The sequence below is a fragment of the Sphaerisporangium sp. NBC_01403 genome (genome assembly GCF_045040145.1).
GTDB classification, from domain to species: domain Bacteria; phylum Actinomycetota; class Actinomycetes; order Streptosporangiales; family Streptosporangiaceae; genus Sphaerisporangium; species Sphaerisporangium viridialbum.
Map to the genome: position 1 here is coordinate 9,936,960 of NZ_CP109534.1, position 14,914 is coordinate 9,951,873.

13 protein-coding genes are annotated in these 14,914 nt (G+C 70.0%); 9 read left to right on the plus strand and 4 right to left on the minus strand.

Going from position 1 to position 14,914, the window contains the following annotated elements; all coding sequences use genetic code 11:
• The first annotated feature begins 149 nt into the window (after positions 1–149).
• Genes OG589_RS44745 through OG589_RS44755 form a run of 3 tightly spaced genes read left to right on the plus strand, consistent with a single transcriptional unit; the run spans position 150 to position 2,906 of the window.
• Positions 150–1,100: a UbiA family prenyltransferase gene (locus OG589_RS44745; protein WP_405145021.1), complete on the plus strand. Its 951-nt coding sequence runs from the start codon at positions 150–152 to the stop codon at positions 1,098–1,100.
• 56 nt (positions 1,101–1,156) lie between these two features.
• A complete protein-coding gene (locus OG589_RS44750) occupies positions 1,157–2,257 on the plus strand; it encodes a sensor histidine kinase (RefSeq protein WP_405145022.1) in 1,101 nt (366 codons plus the stop codon).
• 22 nt (positions 2,258–2,279) lie between these two features.
• A complete protein-coding gene (locus tag OG589_RS44755; protein WP_405145023.1) occupies positions 2,280–2,906 on the plus strand; it encodes a response regulator in 627 nt (208 codons plus the stop codon).
• Here the strand turns inward: OG589_RS44755 and OG589_RS44760 are convergent.
• Both OG589_RS44760 and OG589_RS44765 read right to left on the minus strand, forming a co-directional pair.
• Complete coding sequence (locus OG589_RS44760; RefSeq protein WP_405145024.1) at positions 2,882–3,847, minus strand: aldo/keto reductase; 966 nt, start codon at positions 3,845–3,847, stop codon at positions 2,882–2,884. The genes OG589_RS44755 and OG589_RS44760 overlap by 25 nt on opposite strands.
• 314 nt (positions 3,848–4,161) lie before the next feature.
• Positions 4,162–5,577, minus strand: coding sequence for an NDP-hexose 2,3-dehydratase family protein (locus OG589_RS44765; RefSeq protein ID WP_405145025.1), 1,416 nt, complete (start codon positions 5,575–5,577; stop codon positions 4,162–4,164).
• Positions 5,578–5,886: 309 nt separating this feature from the next.
• On the opposite strand from OG589_RS44765, the gene OG589_RS44770 reads away from it, so the two are divergent.
• The 4 genes from OG589_RS44770 (at position 5,887) to OG589_RS44785 (ending at position 9,323) form a co-directional block, all read left to right on the plus strand.
• Positions 5,887–6,456, plus strand: a complete 570-nt coding sequence (locus OG589_RS44770; RefSeq protein WP_405145026.1) for a DUF1707 domain-containing protein — start codon at positions 5,887–5,889, stop codon at positions 6,454–6,456.
• 83 nt (positions 6,457–6,539) lie between these two features.
• Complete coding sequence (locus tag OG589_RS44775) at positions 6,540–7,754, plus strand: methyltransferase domain-containing protein (RefSeq protein WP_405145027.1); 1,215 nt, start codon at positions 6,540–6,542, stop codon at positions 7,752–7,754.
• The gene (locus OG589_RS44780) at positions 7,747–8,721 is read left to right on the plus strand and encodes an NAD-dependent epimerase/dehydratase family protein (RefSeq protein ID WP_405145028.1); all 975 of its coding nucleotides are present in this window, start codon (positions 7,747–7,749) and stop codon (positions 8,719–8,721) included. The genes OG589_RS44775 and OG589_RS44780 overlap by 8 nt, the downstream gene beginning before the upstream one ends.
• A complete protein-coding gene (locus OG589_RS44785; RefSeq protein ID WP_405145029.1) occupies positions 8,718–9,323 on the plus strand; it encodes a dTDP-4-dehydrorhamnose 3,5-epimerase family protein in 606 nt (201 codons plus the stop codon). The genes OG589_RS44780 and OG589_RS44785 overlap by 4 nt, the downstream gene beginning before the upstream one ends.
• Before the next feature lie 9 nt (positions 9,324–9,332).
• Here OG589_RS44785 and OG589_RS44790 read toward each other — a convergent pair whose 3' ends face one another.
• Entirely contained in the window at positions 9,333–10,442 is a 1,110-nt protein-coding gene (locus OG589_RS44790) for a DegT/DnrJ/EryC1/StrS family aminotransferase (protein WP_405145030.1), read from the minus strand.
• 200 nt (positions 10,443–10,642) lie between these two features.
• Between OG589_RS44790 and OG589_RS44795 the strand changes: the two genes are divergently transcribed.
• Both OG589_RS44795 and OG589_RS44800 read left to right on the plus strand, forming a co-directional pair.
• The gene (locus OG589_RS44795; protein ID WP_405145031.1) at positions 10,643–11,824 is read left to right on the plus strand and encodes a macrolide family glycosyltransferase; all 1,182 of its coding nucleotides are present in this window, start codon (positions 10,643–10,645) and stop codon (positions 11,822–11,824) included.
• Positions 11,824–13,356 carry a BTAD domain-containing putative transcriptional regulator gene (locus OG589_RS44800; protein ID WP_405145032.1) on the plus strand — a complete coding sequence of 511 codons (1,533 nt, stop codon included), beginning with the start codon at positions 11,824–11,826 and terminating at the stop codon, positions 13,354–13,356. Before OG589_RS44795 ends, OG589_RS44800 begins: the two co-directional genes overlap by 1 nt.
• Here the strand turns inward: OG589_RS44800 and OG589_RS44805 are convergent.
• Positions 13,272–14,885 (minus strand): FAD-dependent monooxygenase, encoded by a 1,614-nt coding sequence (locus OG589_RS44805; protein ID WP_405145033.1) that lies wholly within the window; start codon positions 14,883–14,885, stop codon positions 13,272–13,274. The genes OG589_RS44800 and OG589_RS44805 overlap by 85 nt on opposite strands.
• Positions 14,886–14,914 lie beyond the last annotated feature (29 nt).

The window sequence follows — 14,914 nt, forward strand, 5'->3', positions numbered from 1 at the left end:
GGGGTGGGCGCGGCCCGACAATACGGGTGCCCGAGGAGATCGGCGCAGATATCCGATGGTGGTACGGGTGGTATCCAAAGAATCAGTGCCGGCTACAACCTTCGGATCATCCTCTTAACGAGCCGCCGGCTTCGGGTAACAATCCGGGCATGACGAGCATATGGGCAACGAGGCAGGCCAACGGCGCTTCCGCCCTGCGGTCCGGTATTCGCGTGCTGGGGCTGTGCGTCGTCGAAGCGCGGCCTGCCGTCCTAGCGATTTCGATGCTCAGATTCCTGACGGGAGCCGCGCTCGCCGTACCCGTCGCGGCCGTTCCCGACCCGGCGAGGGTGGCACAGGGGGCGGTGGCCTGGGTCCTGTCGACCCTCGCCATCTATCTCTTCAACGGGGTGACCGACGTCACCGAGGACCGGATCAACGGCTCCCGCAGGCCGATCGCCCGAGGCGATCTCGAACCGCGCGCCGCGATGACCGTCGTCCTGGTCGCGGCCGGTCTCTCGCTCGCCGCCACGCTGGGGCTGCCCGCCCAGGTGACGTGGATGGTAGGGGCCAACCTGGTTCTCGGATACCTGTACTCCGGGCCGCCATTTCATCTGAAAAGCGGATCCGGAGCCACAATCATCGTGTTGTGCATCTCCGGTCTGCTCTCCTACTGGTGCGGGTTCTTCGTTTCCACGGGCGGTGAAAGGGTGTCCACGCCGCTCGAACTCATCGTGTTCGCGGTGGCCGCCACTTACTGGATGACACTTGTCGGAGTACCGGCCAAGGACTTGTCCGATATCGAGGGAGATGCCGCTGCCGGCCGGCGGACGATCGGCGTCACACTGGGAGAGCGGACGTCACGGTATGTGATGTCCGTCGCGGCGGCCGTGCTGGCGGCCGCATTCGGCGCCACCATCCTGATCCTCGGCATTCCGCTGATCGGCGCGTTCGTCGCCATGAGCGCGGGCGCCGCGGCGGTCATCGTGAGCGGTCGCGCCGCCTCCTCCAAGGGAACTCGCCGTCAACAACGGCGGCCTTACCGAGCGTTCATGGCGACGCAACACCTTGTGCACATTACCGCGTTGATCAGCAATATGTCATCCTATATGTTGCTTTAAAGACGTAGCTGCGAGATAGTTGGGGGCACGCGCGTCCCATGGCGGAGGGGACTTCCTTGGATGCGGCACACGGGGCCAGGAACGACCCAGCGAGATTCGTCGACGCGTGCCGGAAAGAAATCCTTTCGGAATTCGAGGCTGAGCTGCAAGCCAGTGGCAACGTTCTCTCCTCGGACCCGCAGGCGACCCGCCAGGCCCTTATGACCGCCCACTACGTCCTCGACGATGTGGCGGCCATGCTGCGCGCCGGAAAAGTGCAGGTCAACGAGCTCTATAAATTCCACTCCTGGGAAGTCGGCAGTACTCGCGCCGCCAGCGGAGTTCACCCCAAGGCATCTCTTGAGGCCGGCTCACTTTTCTTCAGGACCGCTCTGGCCCACCTCGCACGGCGAATTGCGGTGGACACCGAGGCGCCCGGGGAGCTTTTCACGCTCGTGGCGACCGGAATGGAGGAGAGCCTCTCCCGGCGAATCCGTGAGGCGTCGGAGAGCTATCACGGCTTTCTCCTCAACCAGGTGCAGGAGGCCCAGGGAGAGGAGCGCCGCCGCATAGCGCGAGAGCTCCACGACCGCGTCGGCCACGGGATCAGCGTCGCGCACCAGCAACTGGCGCTGTCGGAGGTCCACCGGGCCACGGACCCCGCCAGGGCGTCTGCCAAGATCGCGGTCGCGCAGCAGGCCATCCAGGAGACCATGGAGAACCTGCGGCAGATGACGTCCGAGCTCTATCCCCAGGTGCCGGTGAAGAGTTTGGAGAAGGCGCTGCTCGGCTTCCTCGAAGCGGTGGAGGACGACCACGTCTCCGTCGGGCTCGACGTGAACGGTGACGAGTCGTGGGCCGAGCCCAGAGTGCTCGACCAGGCCTTTCTCATCGTCAGGGAAGCCGCCCGCAACGCGATAACCCACGCACGTCCCTCGGTGATCCTCATGCGGGTGGACATCGCTCCGCACGAGCTGCTCGCGTCCGTACAGGACAATGGGCAGGGCTTCGATCCGCTGCTCGCCCGGGTGCGCGGAGGCGTGGGTCTCGCTTCCATGCGCGAGCGCGCGGAGCTGCTCGGAGGCCGGGTGACCATCTCAAGCGAACCAGGGAACGGCTGCTTAGTCGAGCTCTTCATCCCCCTAAAGAGACAGTCCCATGAATCGGACGAATCGTAATAGCGGAATCTCCGTCGCCATCGTGGACGACCATGCGCTTTTCCGGGAAGGGCTGCGCGAGATCCTTGAGGCCGTCGAGGACATGGGCATCGTGGGTGAGGCCGGGGACTCCTCCTCCGCCCTGGCCCTCGTCGAGGAGACCCGGCCGGACGTGGTCCTGCTGGACGTCGAGATCCCCGGCGACGAGGTCACCGAGACCGTCACGCGGATAAGGGAGATCTCGCCGGAGACCCAGATCATCATCCTGAGCATGTACGACGGGCCGCAGCTGCTCACCCGGCTCCTCGTGGCGGGCATCTGCGGCTACCTGCTCAAGAGCGTCCACCGCCACGAGCTGATCGCGGCGGTGCGGAGCGTCCACGAGGATCCCGCGAGGGTGGTGCTCGCGGTCTCGCGCCACAGCCTCGCCCAGGTGAAGGGGCCTCCTTCCGGCGTCCTGTCGAGCAAGGAGCAGGAGGTGCTCCAGCTGGCCGCCCAGGCGCTCAGCAACGGCCAGATCGCCCGGTGCCTCGGTCTCGCCGAGGCGACCGTGAAGCGGCACATGCGGAACATCTTCGTCAAGCTCAACGCGGTCTCCCGGATCGACGCGGTCAACAAGGCCCTCGCGGCGTCGCTCATCTCCCCTCAGAGCAGGAGCGACGGCGACTGATCGAACCTCGCGGCGGGGAAGATCCTTCCCAGCCTGTCCCGCGTCGCGGGCGCGAGCTCCACGGCCGACGCGGCGAGGTTCATCTCCAGGTGCACAGGATCGCGGGTGCTCGGGACGGGGACGATGTGGTCGCCCTGGGAGAGCAGCCAGCCCAGGGCGAGTCGGCCGGCGCCGACGTCGAGCTGCGCCGCCGCCGCCTCGACCTCCCGCAGGGGGCCCACGCTCAGCCGCAGGTTCTCCGGCTGGAAACGGGGGTCCTCATGTCTCCAGTCGCCCGGGCCCAGCTGTACGGGGGAGCGGATGCGGCTGGTGAGGAAGCCCCGGCCGAGCGGGCGGGCGGCGACCACGGTGATGCCCATCTGCCGGGCGGCGGCGAGAAGGGCGGGCTGGGCGCGCAGCCCCCACAGCGAGTACTCGACGGCGACCGCGGTGACGGGGTGCACGGCGTGCGCCCGCCGTAGCTGCTGGGGTGTGCCGTTCGACAGGCCCACGTACCGGATCTTCCCCGCCGTCACGAGCCTGGACAGGCGGGCCATGCTCGCCTCCACCGGCACGCGCTCGTCCTGGCAGTGGAGGTAGTAGAGGCCGAGGGAGTCGATGCCGAGGCGTTCGAGGGAGGACTCGCAGGACCGCTCCAGGTAGTCGAGCCGCCCGTCGAACCTGGTGGGCCGCCCCGGCCGCGCGCGGCGCACGCCGCCGCGGGTGCAGACCACGACCTCGTGGGCCCTGCCGGCTACGGCCCGGCCCACCAGGCGTTCGACCTGGCCCGCGGCGTAGAAGCCGGCGGTGTCGATGAGGGTCACGCCCGCGTCGAGCGCCTTGCGGATCAGGCTGAGCGCCTCGGCGTTGTCGACGTGGCCGTAGGCGCCGGTGAGGGCAAGTGAGCCGAGTCCGATATTCGAGATGACCGGCCCTGTCTGTCCCAACCTCGTGTAACGCAAGTGGACCCCTTAGCCCGCCTATCCCAGACTCGTGCATTTCTAGTGATATCTGGCGTCGGTCAAAGTGTAGTCAAAGCTCGGTCAAAGTACAGTCAAACACACAAATATCACTTACTTCGAAGGGTCCAGAGCATACAGCAGGGCATCAATTTAAGTCGCTTATATGTATTAAATGGCACCACAACACGGGCGATATTCATGATCCATGGGAACGGTCCTTTTTGATCACCCCGGGAAAGGCCGCGCGGGAGGTGATCGAAAGGCTCCCGTGCGCACCCGGGAAACCGCGCGAGGCGCGTTTCGGGCCCCCGGCCCTAAGCGCGCGGAGAATCGCCCCCGCTCGCGGAGGTCAGGCTGTACAGGCAGGCGCTGAGCGTGCGCGCCTGCACGTTCACGTAGTAGCTGTGCCGGAGGAGCTCTCCCAGCTGGTGCAGGGTGAGCCACCGGAAGTCCGGATGGCCGAGCGTGGGGTCCAGGTCCGTCTCGACGATGAGGTAGCGGTTCCTGGCACTGTAGAAGCGCCCGCCCTCCTCCGACAGGATGGTGTCGAACCGGACGCGGCCGCGCCGGGCCCCGAGGATCTCGTCCAGGAAGAGCGGCCTGGCCTCGGGCGGCAGGTGGTCGTAGTTGCCCGGGGTGTACTGCACGGTCGGCGCCAGCTCCACGATGTCGGTGTTGCCCGGCTCGACCCGCGCGTTCACCAGGGCGTGGAGCACCCCGTCGATCTCGCGGACGAGGAACGCGATGACCCCCATGCCGACGGGCTCGATCATCGGCTGGGTCCAGTGGCCGACCTCGCGGCCGCTCGCGGCGACGCTCACGCCGATGACGTCGAAGAACCTGCCGGTCTCGTGGGAGATCTTCCCGCCGGCCCGGCGCCAGTGCCGCAGCCGGTTGAGCGGGATCCGCTCGGTCCTGATCTCCACCGTGGAACGGATGCCGGTGGTCCAGCTAAGGATCTCCTCGATGCGGTGCCGGCCGCCCTGGCCGGGATCGCAGGACCGGACGAGCGCGGCGCGGAACCCGTCGTCGCCGGAGCCCAGCGTCGCGGCCGTCCCCTCGCCGGAGAACGGCAGGCAGGCCAGCACCGTACGGGCGTCCATGTTCACCAGGTCCGGCACGGACAGCAGCTCGTGCACCTGCCCCAGCGTCAGCCAGCAGAAGCCGTCGATGAGTTCGACGTCCTCGGTGACCTCCACGACCATGTTCCTGTTGCGCTTGCGGTAGAACCAGGCCCCCTGTTCCGACTGCCGCACGTCGGCCAGCACGCGTCCAGAGGGGTTGCGGAAGTGGTCGAGGTAGGGCACCGGCCTGCCCTGGTGCACCCGCGTGTAGTTGCTGCGGGTGGCCTGCACCGTGGGGGACAGCTGGAGCCCGTTGTGGTTGCCCGGCTCGTTCTTGGCCTGCATGAGCAGGTGCAGGACGCCGTCGAACTCCTTGACCAGGATGCCGAGGATGCCGACCTCCGGCTGGTTGATGATCGGCTGCGTCCACGCCGCCACGGGACTACCGGGGAACCGGACGTCCAGCCCCTCGATGGTGAAGAACCTGCCGCTCCGGTGGACGATGTTCCCTGTCACCGCGTCGTGGCGCCAGCCGGCCAGCTCGTCGAGCGCCAGCCGGTCCACATTCATATATGAGTGTGCCGATAATTTGGAGAGCCAATGGCGGACGGCCGTGACGTGCCTGAAATGAGCCCCTCCCGAAAGAGCGGACTCGGCGATTCTCACCTGTGCCGGCTGGGCGGAGAGTGTGGGAATGGTGGGCTCCTAACGGGCGGCTCACACACGTGGCGGCCATCCACGCTCAACGGCGAACATGCCACGGCGGTATAGGCCCGCTCAACCCCCCTGTCGCTTTCAGGAACCCCTATTCCGCCCGGCGCGGGGAAACAGGGGTTCTCCCCGGGTCGACCCCCTAATAGCCTCGGGATCCGATGGAGGTAAGGGCATTGCGAGGCGATCGGGGCGTTCATCGCTATGGGAGCCGCGGGTCGGGCGGGCTGGCAGCATGAAAATCTGATCATTAGAGTGGGCGCCATGACCGATCACGCGGAGATCCGGGCAGGCGACCGTGACCGGGACAACGTGGCCGAGACGCTGCGCGTCGCCCTCAGCGAGGGCCGCATCGACATCGAAGAGCTGCACGAACGGCTCGACCGCACGTACGCGGCGCGCACCCGCGGAGAGCTGGACGTCATCGTGGCCGACCTGCCGCAGGCGGGCGATCTGCCCGCGCCACTGGCGGACACCTCCGACATACTGCGGCTCCACACGCGCGGCAGAAGGAACCTGAGGCAGACCGGATACTGGGTCGTCCCCCCGCACATCAGCGCCAAGGTCGCGTGGGGCAAGGTCAGGATCGACTTCACCCAGGCGATCTGCCACCACGGTGAGGTCTCCGTCGAGGTGGAGTGCGGACTCGGGGACATCGTGCTGCTGGTTCCGCACGGCTGGCGGGTCCGCGCCGACGAGGTGATCACCAGGTCGATGGGCAGCGTCCACAACAAGCCCCACCATCCCCCGGCTCCGGACGCGGTCACGCTGCGGCTCTTCGGTCACGTGCGGATCGGCGACGTCTGGGTGAGGTACCGCCGCCCTCGTGTCTGAGCGTGGCCCGGCAGGGTGCCGCCGGTGGTGCGCGGGCCGTCCCGGTCGGCCGGGGATCGTCGACACTACCGAAGGAGTCATTCATGTCATGCCGGGTCTGTTCGGGTCGGCTCACCGAGTTCGCGGACTTCGGGCGCCAGCCCGTCTCCGACGCGTTCGTCACCCCCGGCGACACCAGGGAGGAGTTCTCCTTCCGGCTCGCGGTAGGGATCTGCGAGACCTGCACGATGGTGCAGCTGCTTGAGGAGGTCCCCCGGGAGCGCATGTTCCACGAGGCCTACCCCTATCTCTCCTCCGGCTCCTCGGTCATGCGCGAGCACTTCCAGGCACTGGCCAAGTCCCTGCTGGCCACGGAGCTGTCGGGGCCCGACCCCTTCGTCGTCGAGCTCGGCTGCAACGACGGCACGATGCTCAGGAGCATCGCCGAGGCGGGCGTGCGGCACCTGGGCGTCGAGCCGTCCGGCGGGGTGGCCGACCTGGCCGCCTCCAAGGGGGTGCGGGTGGTCAAGGACTTCTTCGAGGAGGCCACCGCGCGCCGGATCCGCGACGCCGACGGCCCGGCGGACGTCATCTACGCCGCCAACACCCTGTGCCACATCCCGTACATGGAGTCGATCCTGAGCGGGGTCGACGCGCTGCTGCGGCCGGACGGCGTCTTCGTGTTCGAGGACCCCTACCTCGCGGACATCCTGGAGCGCGCCTCCTTCGACCAGATCTACGACGAGCACTTCTTCTTCTTCGCCGCCGGGTCCGTCCAGGAGATGGCGCGGCGGTCGGGGTTCGAGCTGGTCGGCGTCGAGCGGCTGCCCGTGCATGGAGGCGAGGTCCGTTACACCCTCGCGCGCGCGGGCGCGAGGCGGCGGAGCCCGGCGGTGGACGAGCTGCTGGCCGCCGAGGCCTCGGCCGGGGTCACCGACCTGGCTACGCTCCGGGGGTTCGCCGCCCGCGTCGAGCGCACGCGCGACGAGCTCGTGGAGCTGCTGACCGGCCTGCGCGACAAGGGGGCCACGGTGGCCGGGTACGGCGCGACCGCCAAGAGCGCCACCGTGCTGAACTACTGCGGCATCGGGCCCGAGCTGGTGCCCTTCATCTGCGACACCACCCCCGCCAAGCAGGGCAGGCTCACGCCCGGGTCGGGCATCCCGGTCAGGGGGCCCGAGGCGTTCGCGGGCCCCTACCCCGAGTACGCCGTGCTGTTCGCCTGGAACCACGCGGAAGAGATCATGGCCAAGGAACGGGCGTTCAGGGAGGCGGGCGGCAGGTGGATCCTGTACGTCCCGGAGGTGCGCCTTGTCTGACCCGGGCGGGCCGCTCGTCGTGGTCCTCGGCGCCTCGGGCTTCGTGGGCTCCGCCCTGGTCGAGAAGCTCGTCCTCCGTCGCGTGCGGCTGCGCCTGGTGGCGCGCCGGCTCTCGCCGGTCCCCGGCGGCGGCCCGGCGGAGGTCGACGTACGCCGCGCCGACCTCGCCGTCCCCGGCCAGGTCGCGGAGGCGGTCGCGGGGGCCGACGTCGTGGTCAACATGCTGCTGCACGGCGACTGGCGCACGGCCACGGACGCGGTGGACCAGGTGAACCGCGGTGTGGTGAGCGACATCGTCGAGACGATCCGGGCCGAGCGCGGGCCGGGCCCGCCGCCGGTCGTCCTGTTCCCCGGGTCGACGTCGCAGGCCGGCTCGCGGGTCCCGGCCCGCATCGACGGGACGGAGCCCGACGACCCCGAGACCCCCTACGACCGGCAGAAGACGGCCGCGGAGGGCCTGCTCAAGGCGGCCACGGCGCAGGGGGTGGTGCGCGGCGTCACGCTGCGCCTGCCCACGGTGTTCGGCGGCGGCGTCACGCCGGACGCCGACCGCGGCGTGGTCGCGGCGATGGCGCGCCGCGCCCTGGCCGGCGAGCCGCTCACCATGTGGGGCGACGGCGGCGTCGAGCGCGACCTGCTCTACGTCGGCGACACCGCCGAGGCCTTCCTGGCGGCGCTCGACCACGCGGACGCGCTCGCAGGCGGGCACTGGCTGCTCGGCACGGGCCGGGGCACGAGCGTCCGCGACCTCTTCACCGCCATCGCGGAGGCCGTGTCCGAGTACACCGGAGCCCCTCCCGTGCCCGTCATCTCCACACCACCGCCGGATGGGGCGACTCTCATGGACCTGAAGAGCGTGGTGGCCGATCCGGCCGCCTTCCGGCGGCGCACCGGCTGGACGGCGCGGGTGCCGCTCCAGGAGGCGCTGCGCCGCACGGTCGTCTCCGTGGCGGGCGGGCGGGCATGAGACACCGCGAGCTGGCGGTGACCGGCGCCTTCGAGTTCGTCCCCGAGACGTTCCCCGACGACCGCGGCGCCTTCGTCTCCACCTTCCAGGAGGCGGCCTTCGCCGAGGCGGTCGGGCACCCGCTGTTCCCGGTCGCGCAGGCCAGCCAGAGCACGTCGAAGCGGGGAGTGGTCCGGGGCGTCCACTACACCCTCGCCCCGCCGGGGACGGCGAAGTACGTGTACTGCACCAGGGGCAGGGCGCTGGACATGGTGGTCGACCTCAGGGTGGGGTCGCCGACCTTCGGCCGCTGGGACCAGGTGGAGCTGGCCGGCGACACCTGCCGCTCGGTCTACCTCCCGCCGGGCGTCGGGCACGCCTTCGCCGCGCTCGACGACGACACGGTGGTGTGCTACCTGCTCTCGCGGGAGTACCGGAAGAAGAACGAGCTGGCGGTGTCGGTCTTCGACGCGGAGATCGGGCTGCGCCTTCCGTCCGGGCGGGACCCGATCCTGTCGGAGCGCGACATGCTGGCCCCCACGGTGTCCGGCGCCGCGGAGCGCGGCATGCTGCCCAGGTACGAGGCCTGCCTGGCCGTCGAGAAGGGGTTCGGGCGGCCCTGAACCGGGGGGCTAAAGAGTCTTCAGCACCTCGCGCAGTGTGGAGATGACCTTCTCCTGCACCTCGACAGGCAGCGAGGGGTACATCGGCAGGGAGAAGATCTGGCCGGCCAGCTCCTCGGTCACCGGCAGGCTGCCGCGCGCGTAACCGAGATGCGCGAAGCCGGACATGGTGTGGACCGGCCAGGGGTAGCTGACGTTGAGGTGGATGTCGTGCGCGCGCAGCGCCTCGATGATGTCGTCGCGCCGGGGATGCCGCACGACGTACAGGTAGTAGACGTGCTCGTTGCCCTCGGCGACCGAGGGGAGCACCAGCTCGGTGTCGCTGAGGCCCTCGGCGTAGCGCGCCGCCACGGCCCGCCTGCCGGCGATGTACCGGTCGAGCCTGCGGAGCTTGCGGCGCAGGATCTCGGCCTGCACCTCGTCCAGCCGGGAGTTGTGCCCCGGCGTCTCCACCACGTAGTACGTCTGCTCCATGCCGTAGTAGCGATGCCTGCGCAGGTTGGCGTCCACGGCGTCGTCGGAGGTGATCGTCGCCCCGCCGTCCCCGTAGGCGCCGAGCACCTTGGTCGGGTAGAAGGAGAACGCGGCCGCCGCGCCCGTCGACCCGGCCACCCTGCCGTGACGGCGGGCGCCGTGGGCCTGCGCGCAGTCCTCCAGGATCACCAGGTCGTGCCGGGCCGCGAGCCGTTCGAGCGGCGCCAGGTCCACGCACTGCCCGTACAGGTGGACGGGCAGCAGGCACCGGGTGCGCGGGGTGATGGCGGCCTCGACCTGGGAGACGTCCATCAGGTAGGTGTCCGGGTCGACGTCGGTGAAGACCGGCGTGGCGCCCACCCCGTCGACGGCGACCACCGTCGGCGCCGCCGTGTTGGACACGGTGATCACCTCGTCGCCCCTGCCGACGCCCAGGGCCTGCAGGCCGAGCTTGATGGCGTTGGTGCCGTTGTCGACGCCCGCGCAGTGGCGCACTCCGTGGTAGGCCGCGAACTCCCTTTCGAAGGAACGGACGCTCTCGCCGAGGACGAGCTGCCCGGAGCGGAACACGGTCTCCACGGCGTCGGCGATGTCCTCGCGCTCGGCGTCGTACTCCGTCAGGTAGTCCCAGACACGGGTGGGCATCGACGTCCTCCTCGGATTCGGGCCCAGCGTAATCACGGCCGCCCGAATAGGGGAACCCCTATCGGGTGGGGTGGGTGAGGGGGGGTGACAGGGGGGATTAGGGGGTGCCGTGATTCGGGGAACCCTTATTAGGTTCGTTAGTAGCGCATACCCGCGTAATCTGCCGGAGAGATTCCCACATGACGCGACACTATCTTTTCATGTGTCATCCCGATCATGGTCATGTATTACCGAATCTGGCCGTGGTCGCCGAATTGGTTCGCAGAGGAAACCGGGTCACCTACCTGACCGCGCAGAGTATGGCGGCCATCGTGGAAAAGACCGGTGCCACCGTTCTGTGTTACGACTCGAAATACCGCAAGGCGAACTTCCTGGATCTGGCTAACGACCCGCTGTATCTGCTGTCCCTTCTGCTGGACGAGAGCCAGTCCATGCTGGAGGCCCTCGACGAGCGGATGCCCGGCCGGCCGGACATGATCGTGTACGACACCTCCATCCTCTACGCGGGGCGCGTCCTCGCCAGGAAGTGGGGGCGCCCGGCGGCGCAGCTCATCCCCTTCTTCGCGTCGAACCCGCACTTCTCCTACCTCAACGCCATCTACAACCACGGCGGGGACGGCCCGGGCGAGGGCCCCACGCTGTCCCGCTGGGTGGACGACATGCTCATCAGGATCGGCGCGATGGCCGGCTCCCACGGGGTCGACGTGCCGGCCGCGGAACTGTGGTGGGAGGTTCAGGACTTCAGCCTGGTCACCATCCCCCGGGCGTTCCAGTTCGCGGGCGACACCTTCGACGAGCGGTTCGCCTTCGTCGGGCCCTGCCTGGGAGAACGGAGCTTCCTCGGCGAGTGGGAGCCCCCGGCGGGCGGGCTTCCGATCGCGCTGGTCTCGTTCGGGGCGGTGTTCAACCAGCACCCCGAGTTCTTCCGCACCTGCGTCGAGGCCTTCGGCGACCTGCCATGGCACGTGGTCATGACGGTGGCGGAGGGACTGGACCCCGCCGAGCTCGGCCCGCTGCCCCCCAACATCGAGGTGCACCGGTGGGTGCCGCACCTGACCGTGCTGCGCCACGCGTCCGTGGCGGTCACGCACGGCGGCATGGGCACGGTCATGGAGGCCCTGCACTCGGGCTGCCCCATGGTGGTCGTCCCGACCTCCGACCTCGACTGGCCCACAGGCAGGCGCATCGAGGAGCTGAGCCTCGGCCGGGTCCTGCCTCCCGGGGAGGTCACGGCGGAGCGGCTGCGCGAGGCCGTGCTCGGCGTCGCGGCGGACGAGGACGTGCGGCGCGCCACGGACGCGATGCGGCGGGACGTCCGGGCGGCGGGCGGGGCCGTCCGCGCCGCGGACGAGATCGAGCAGTACCTGACGCGGACCGGCTGATGGGCGGGACGCTCGAGTTCCGCGTCCTTGGACCGCTCAGGGTGTTCAAGGACGGTGCTGAGCTGCAGATCTGCGCGAACCGGGAGCTGGCGATCCTGGCGAGCCTGGTGCTGAACGCCAACCGGGTCGTCAGCGTCGACCGGCTCATCGAGACGGTGTGGGCCGGTTCCGCGCCGAGGAGCGCGTGGCGGCAGATCGCCATCTGCGTGTCGAGGCTGCGCCGGACGCTCGGCGCGGGCGCGATCGAGACGTCCAGTCCCGGCTACCTCCTGCGGGCGGGCGCGGACACCATCGACTGGCTGCGGTTCAGGGCGCTGGTGGCGCGGGCACGCGGCGAGGAGGCGGGGAGGGACAGGCAGGACACCGTCCAGCTCCTGCGGGAGGCGCTCGGGCTGTGGCGGGGGAACCCCTTCGAGGACCTCCGGGGCCTGCGCTACGACGTGGCCCGCATGGAGGAGTCGCGGCTGGAGGCCATGGAGGCCTGCCTGGAGCTGGAGATCGAGCTCGGGCGCCATCACGAGGTGATCCCCGAGCTGCTTGCCCTGGTGGCGGAGTGCCCGTTCCGCGAGCGGGTGCGCGCCCAGCTCATGCTGGCGCAGTACCGGGCGGGACGCCGGGCCGAGGCGTTGCGCACGTACCAGGAGACGCGCAGGTACCTGCTGGAGCAGATCGGCCTCGAACCCGGCCCGGCGCTGCGGCGGCTCCACGACCAGATCCTCAGGGACGAGTCCGCGCTCATGCGGCCTCCCGTCCACCGGCCGGGCGCCGGCCTGGTCGTACCGTCCCAGCTACCTCCGCAGGTCCTGCCGTTCGTGGGCAGGAACGAGGAGACCGTGGCGCTGGACGTGGCGATGCGGCCGGACCCCGGGGTGGCGGTGCCGGGCACGATGGTCGTGAGCGGCCCGGCCGGCGTCGGGAAGACCGCGCTGGTGCTGCGGTGGGCGCACAACCGGATCGACTGGTTCCCCGACGGCCAGCTCTTCGCCGACATGGGGGGAAACGGCGAGGGAACGGCACCCGAGCCGGACGCGGTCGTCGACCGGTTCCTGCGGGCCCTCGGCGTGCCCGCCCAGGACATCCCCCTTGACCACGCCGAGAAGCTGGCCCTCTACCGCAGCTGGACGGCGCGCAGGCGGCTGCTCGTCGTGCTGGACAACGCCAGGGACAGCGAGCAGGTACGGCCCCTGCTGCCCGGCGGCGCGAACTGCCGGGTGATCGTCACCAGCACCGATCCCCTCGACGAGCTCGTGGCCAGGCAGGGGGCGCACCGCGAGTTCGTACGGCCGCTGGCGGCGGAGGTGGCCAGGGAGCTGGCGGACATGCTCGTCGGGGCGTCGTACGCTCCGCTCGGGGCGCAGACGGTGACCGACCTCGTCGCCACCTCGTCGGGGAACCCCCTGTCCCTGCGCCTGGGCGCGGCCAGGATGTGCTCGCGGGCGGGGCCCCGTCACGACCTGGCGAGGATCGCGGCCAGCGCCCCGGCCAGCGCGTCCTGCGACGCCTCCCCGCCGGGCGACCGCCAGCCGACGTGACCGTCGGGGCGGACGAGTACGGCGCCGTTCGCGCCCACGCCGTACTCGTCCGCCCAGGTGGGAGAGGTGAGCGGGGCGGAGCCGTCGGGGGAGATCTCGACCGTGGTGAGCGCCGCGCCGAGCCGGTGCGCCGCCTCCTTGGCGGGCTGGAGCCACCCGCCGCCCGCCGGGGTCATGAGCGTGAAGGACGGGCCGAGCAGGTCGAGCGTCGACACCCGGCCGCCCTGCCTCGACAGCCAGACGTGGGGGGCGCGGTGACCGGGCCTGGCCGTCGGGACGTAGGTACGGTACGGGTCTTCGGGCGCGGGCTCCGGCGTGCCGTCGGGGACCACGGCGTCCGACCGGTAGTGGAAGCCCAGGATCAGCCCTTCGGAGCTGCGGCGGCCGGCCTGCTGCTCGATCGACTCCCGCATGGACAGCTTTCCCTGCATCATGCGGAACGTGATGAGGGCGTTGACCAGGCTCTCCTCGACCGTGCGGCTCGCGATCGGGCGGCGCTCGGCCTCGTAGGTGGCCAGCAGCTCCTCCCCTGCGATCCCGCGCAGCACGGCGGCCAGCTTCCAGGCGAGGTTGTGCGCGTCCTGGATGCCGCAGTTCATGCCGAACCCGCCCTGCGGGGTCGCCACGTGCGCGGCGTCCCCGGCCAGGAAGACCGGGCCGTCGCGGAACCCGGTCGCGACCACGGCCTGCTGCAGCCACGGCATGACGCCCAGGATGCGGACGGGCAGGTCGGGGATGCCGACGGCCGAGCGGACGGCAGCCAGGCACACGTCCTCGGTGAAGTCCTGGGCGCTGCCGCCCTCGGCCGGGTCGTACCCGGTCTGGAGCATCCACCGCCGCCGGTTGTCCACCGCCTCGACCGCGCACGGCGGGTCGCTGCGCAGGAAGGACAGCGCGGCGCGCCGGTCGCCGGGCAGGCCGCCGAGGTCGGCGTCGAACATGACGCTGATCATGTGGCCCATCGGGGGAGGCCCCTCGACCCCGATGCCGAGCCCCTCCCTGATGGTGCTGCGGCTGCCGTCCGCGGCCACGAGGTACCGCGAGCGTACGAGCGTGCGGCCCTGGCCCGACTCGACGACCGTCTCCACGCCGCCCGGGGTGGTACGCGTCTCGGTCATGGCGGTCGCGAACCGCACCTGCGCCACCGGCCGCTCCTCGGCGTGCCTGCGCAGGATCACTTCGAGCAGGTCCTGGGAGCACAGGCAGGTGTAGGTCGGGCTCTGCGGGGCGTCCTCCTGGATCGCCGCGGCCGCCCTGAGGAAGTCGCGGGCCGCCAGGGACGTGCCGACGCCCACGGCGAGGACGCCCTCGCGGGGCATGCCGGTGCGCTCGACCTCCTCCTGAATTCCCCAGGCGCGAAAGAGCTCCATGGTCCTGGTGGAAATGAGGCGCGCCTTCGGGAAAATCGACGTTCCCGGGTGCTTCTCGACGAGGAGTGAGGATATTCCGTGCCGAGAGAGCTCAATGGACGCGGACAGGCCGACCGGGCCGCCGCCGACGATCAGAACTTCGACATCGAGCGTATCCATGGTGTCAGGGTCGTATATGCCGTTATCTC

What these genes read in the sequence shown, in the direction of transcription:
- OG589_RS44770 (WP_405145026.1), top strand. Translation starts at nt 5,887, where the DNA reads ATGACCGATCACGCGGAGATCCGGGCAGGCGACCGTGACCGGGACAAC.
- OG589_RS44805 (WP_405145033.1), bottom strand. Translation starts at nt 14,885, where the DNA reads ATGGATACGCTCGATGTCGAAGTTCTGATCGTCGGCGGCGGCCCGGTC.
- OG589_RS44800 (WP_405145032.1), top strand. Translation starts at nt 11,824, where the DNA reads ATGGGCGGGACGCTCGAGTTCCGCGTCCTTGGACCGCTCAGGGTGTTC.
- OG589_RS44745 (WP_405145021.1), top strand. Translation starts at nt 150, where the DNA reads ATGACGAGCATATGGGCAACGAGGCAGGCCAACGGCGCTTCCGCCCTG.
- OG589_RS44790 (WP_405145030.1), bottom strand. Translation starts at nt 10,442, where the DNA reads ATGCCCACCCGTGTCTGGGACTACCTGACGGAGTACGACGCCGAGCGC.
- OG589_RS44785 (WP_405145029.1), top strand. Translation starts at nt 8,718, where the DNA reads ATGAGACACCGCGAGCTGGCGGTGACCGGCGCCTTCGAGTTCGTCCCC.
- OG589_RS44795 (WP_405145031.1), top strand. Translation starts at nt 10,643, where the DNA reads ATGTGTCATCCCGATCATGGTCATGTATTACCGAATCTGGCCGTGGTC.
- OG589_RS44775 (WP_405145027.1), top strand. Translation starts at nt 6,540, where the DNA reads ATGTCATGCCGGGTCTGTTCGGGTCGGCTCACCGAGTTCGCGGACTTC.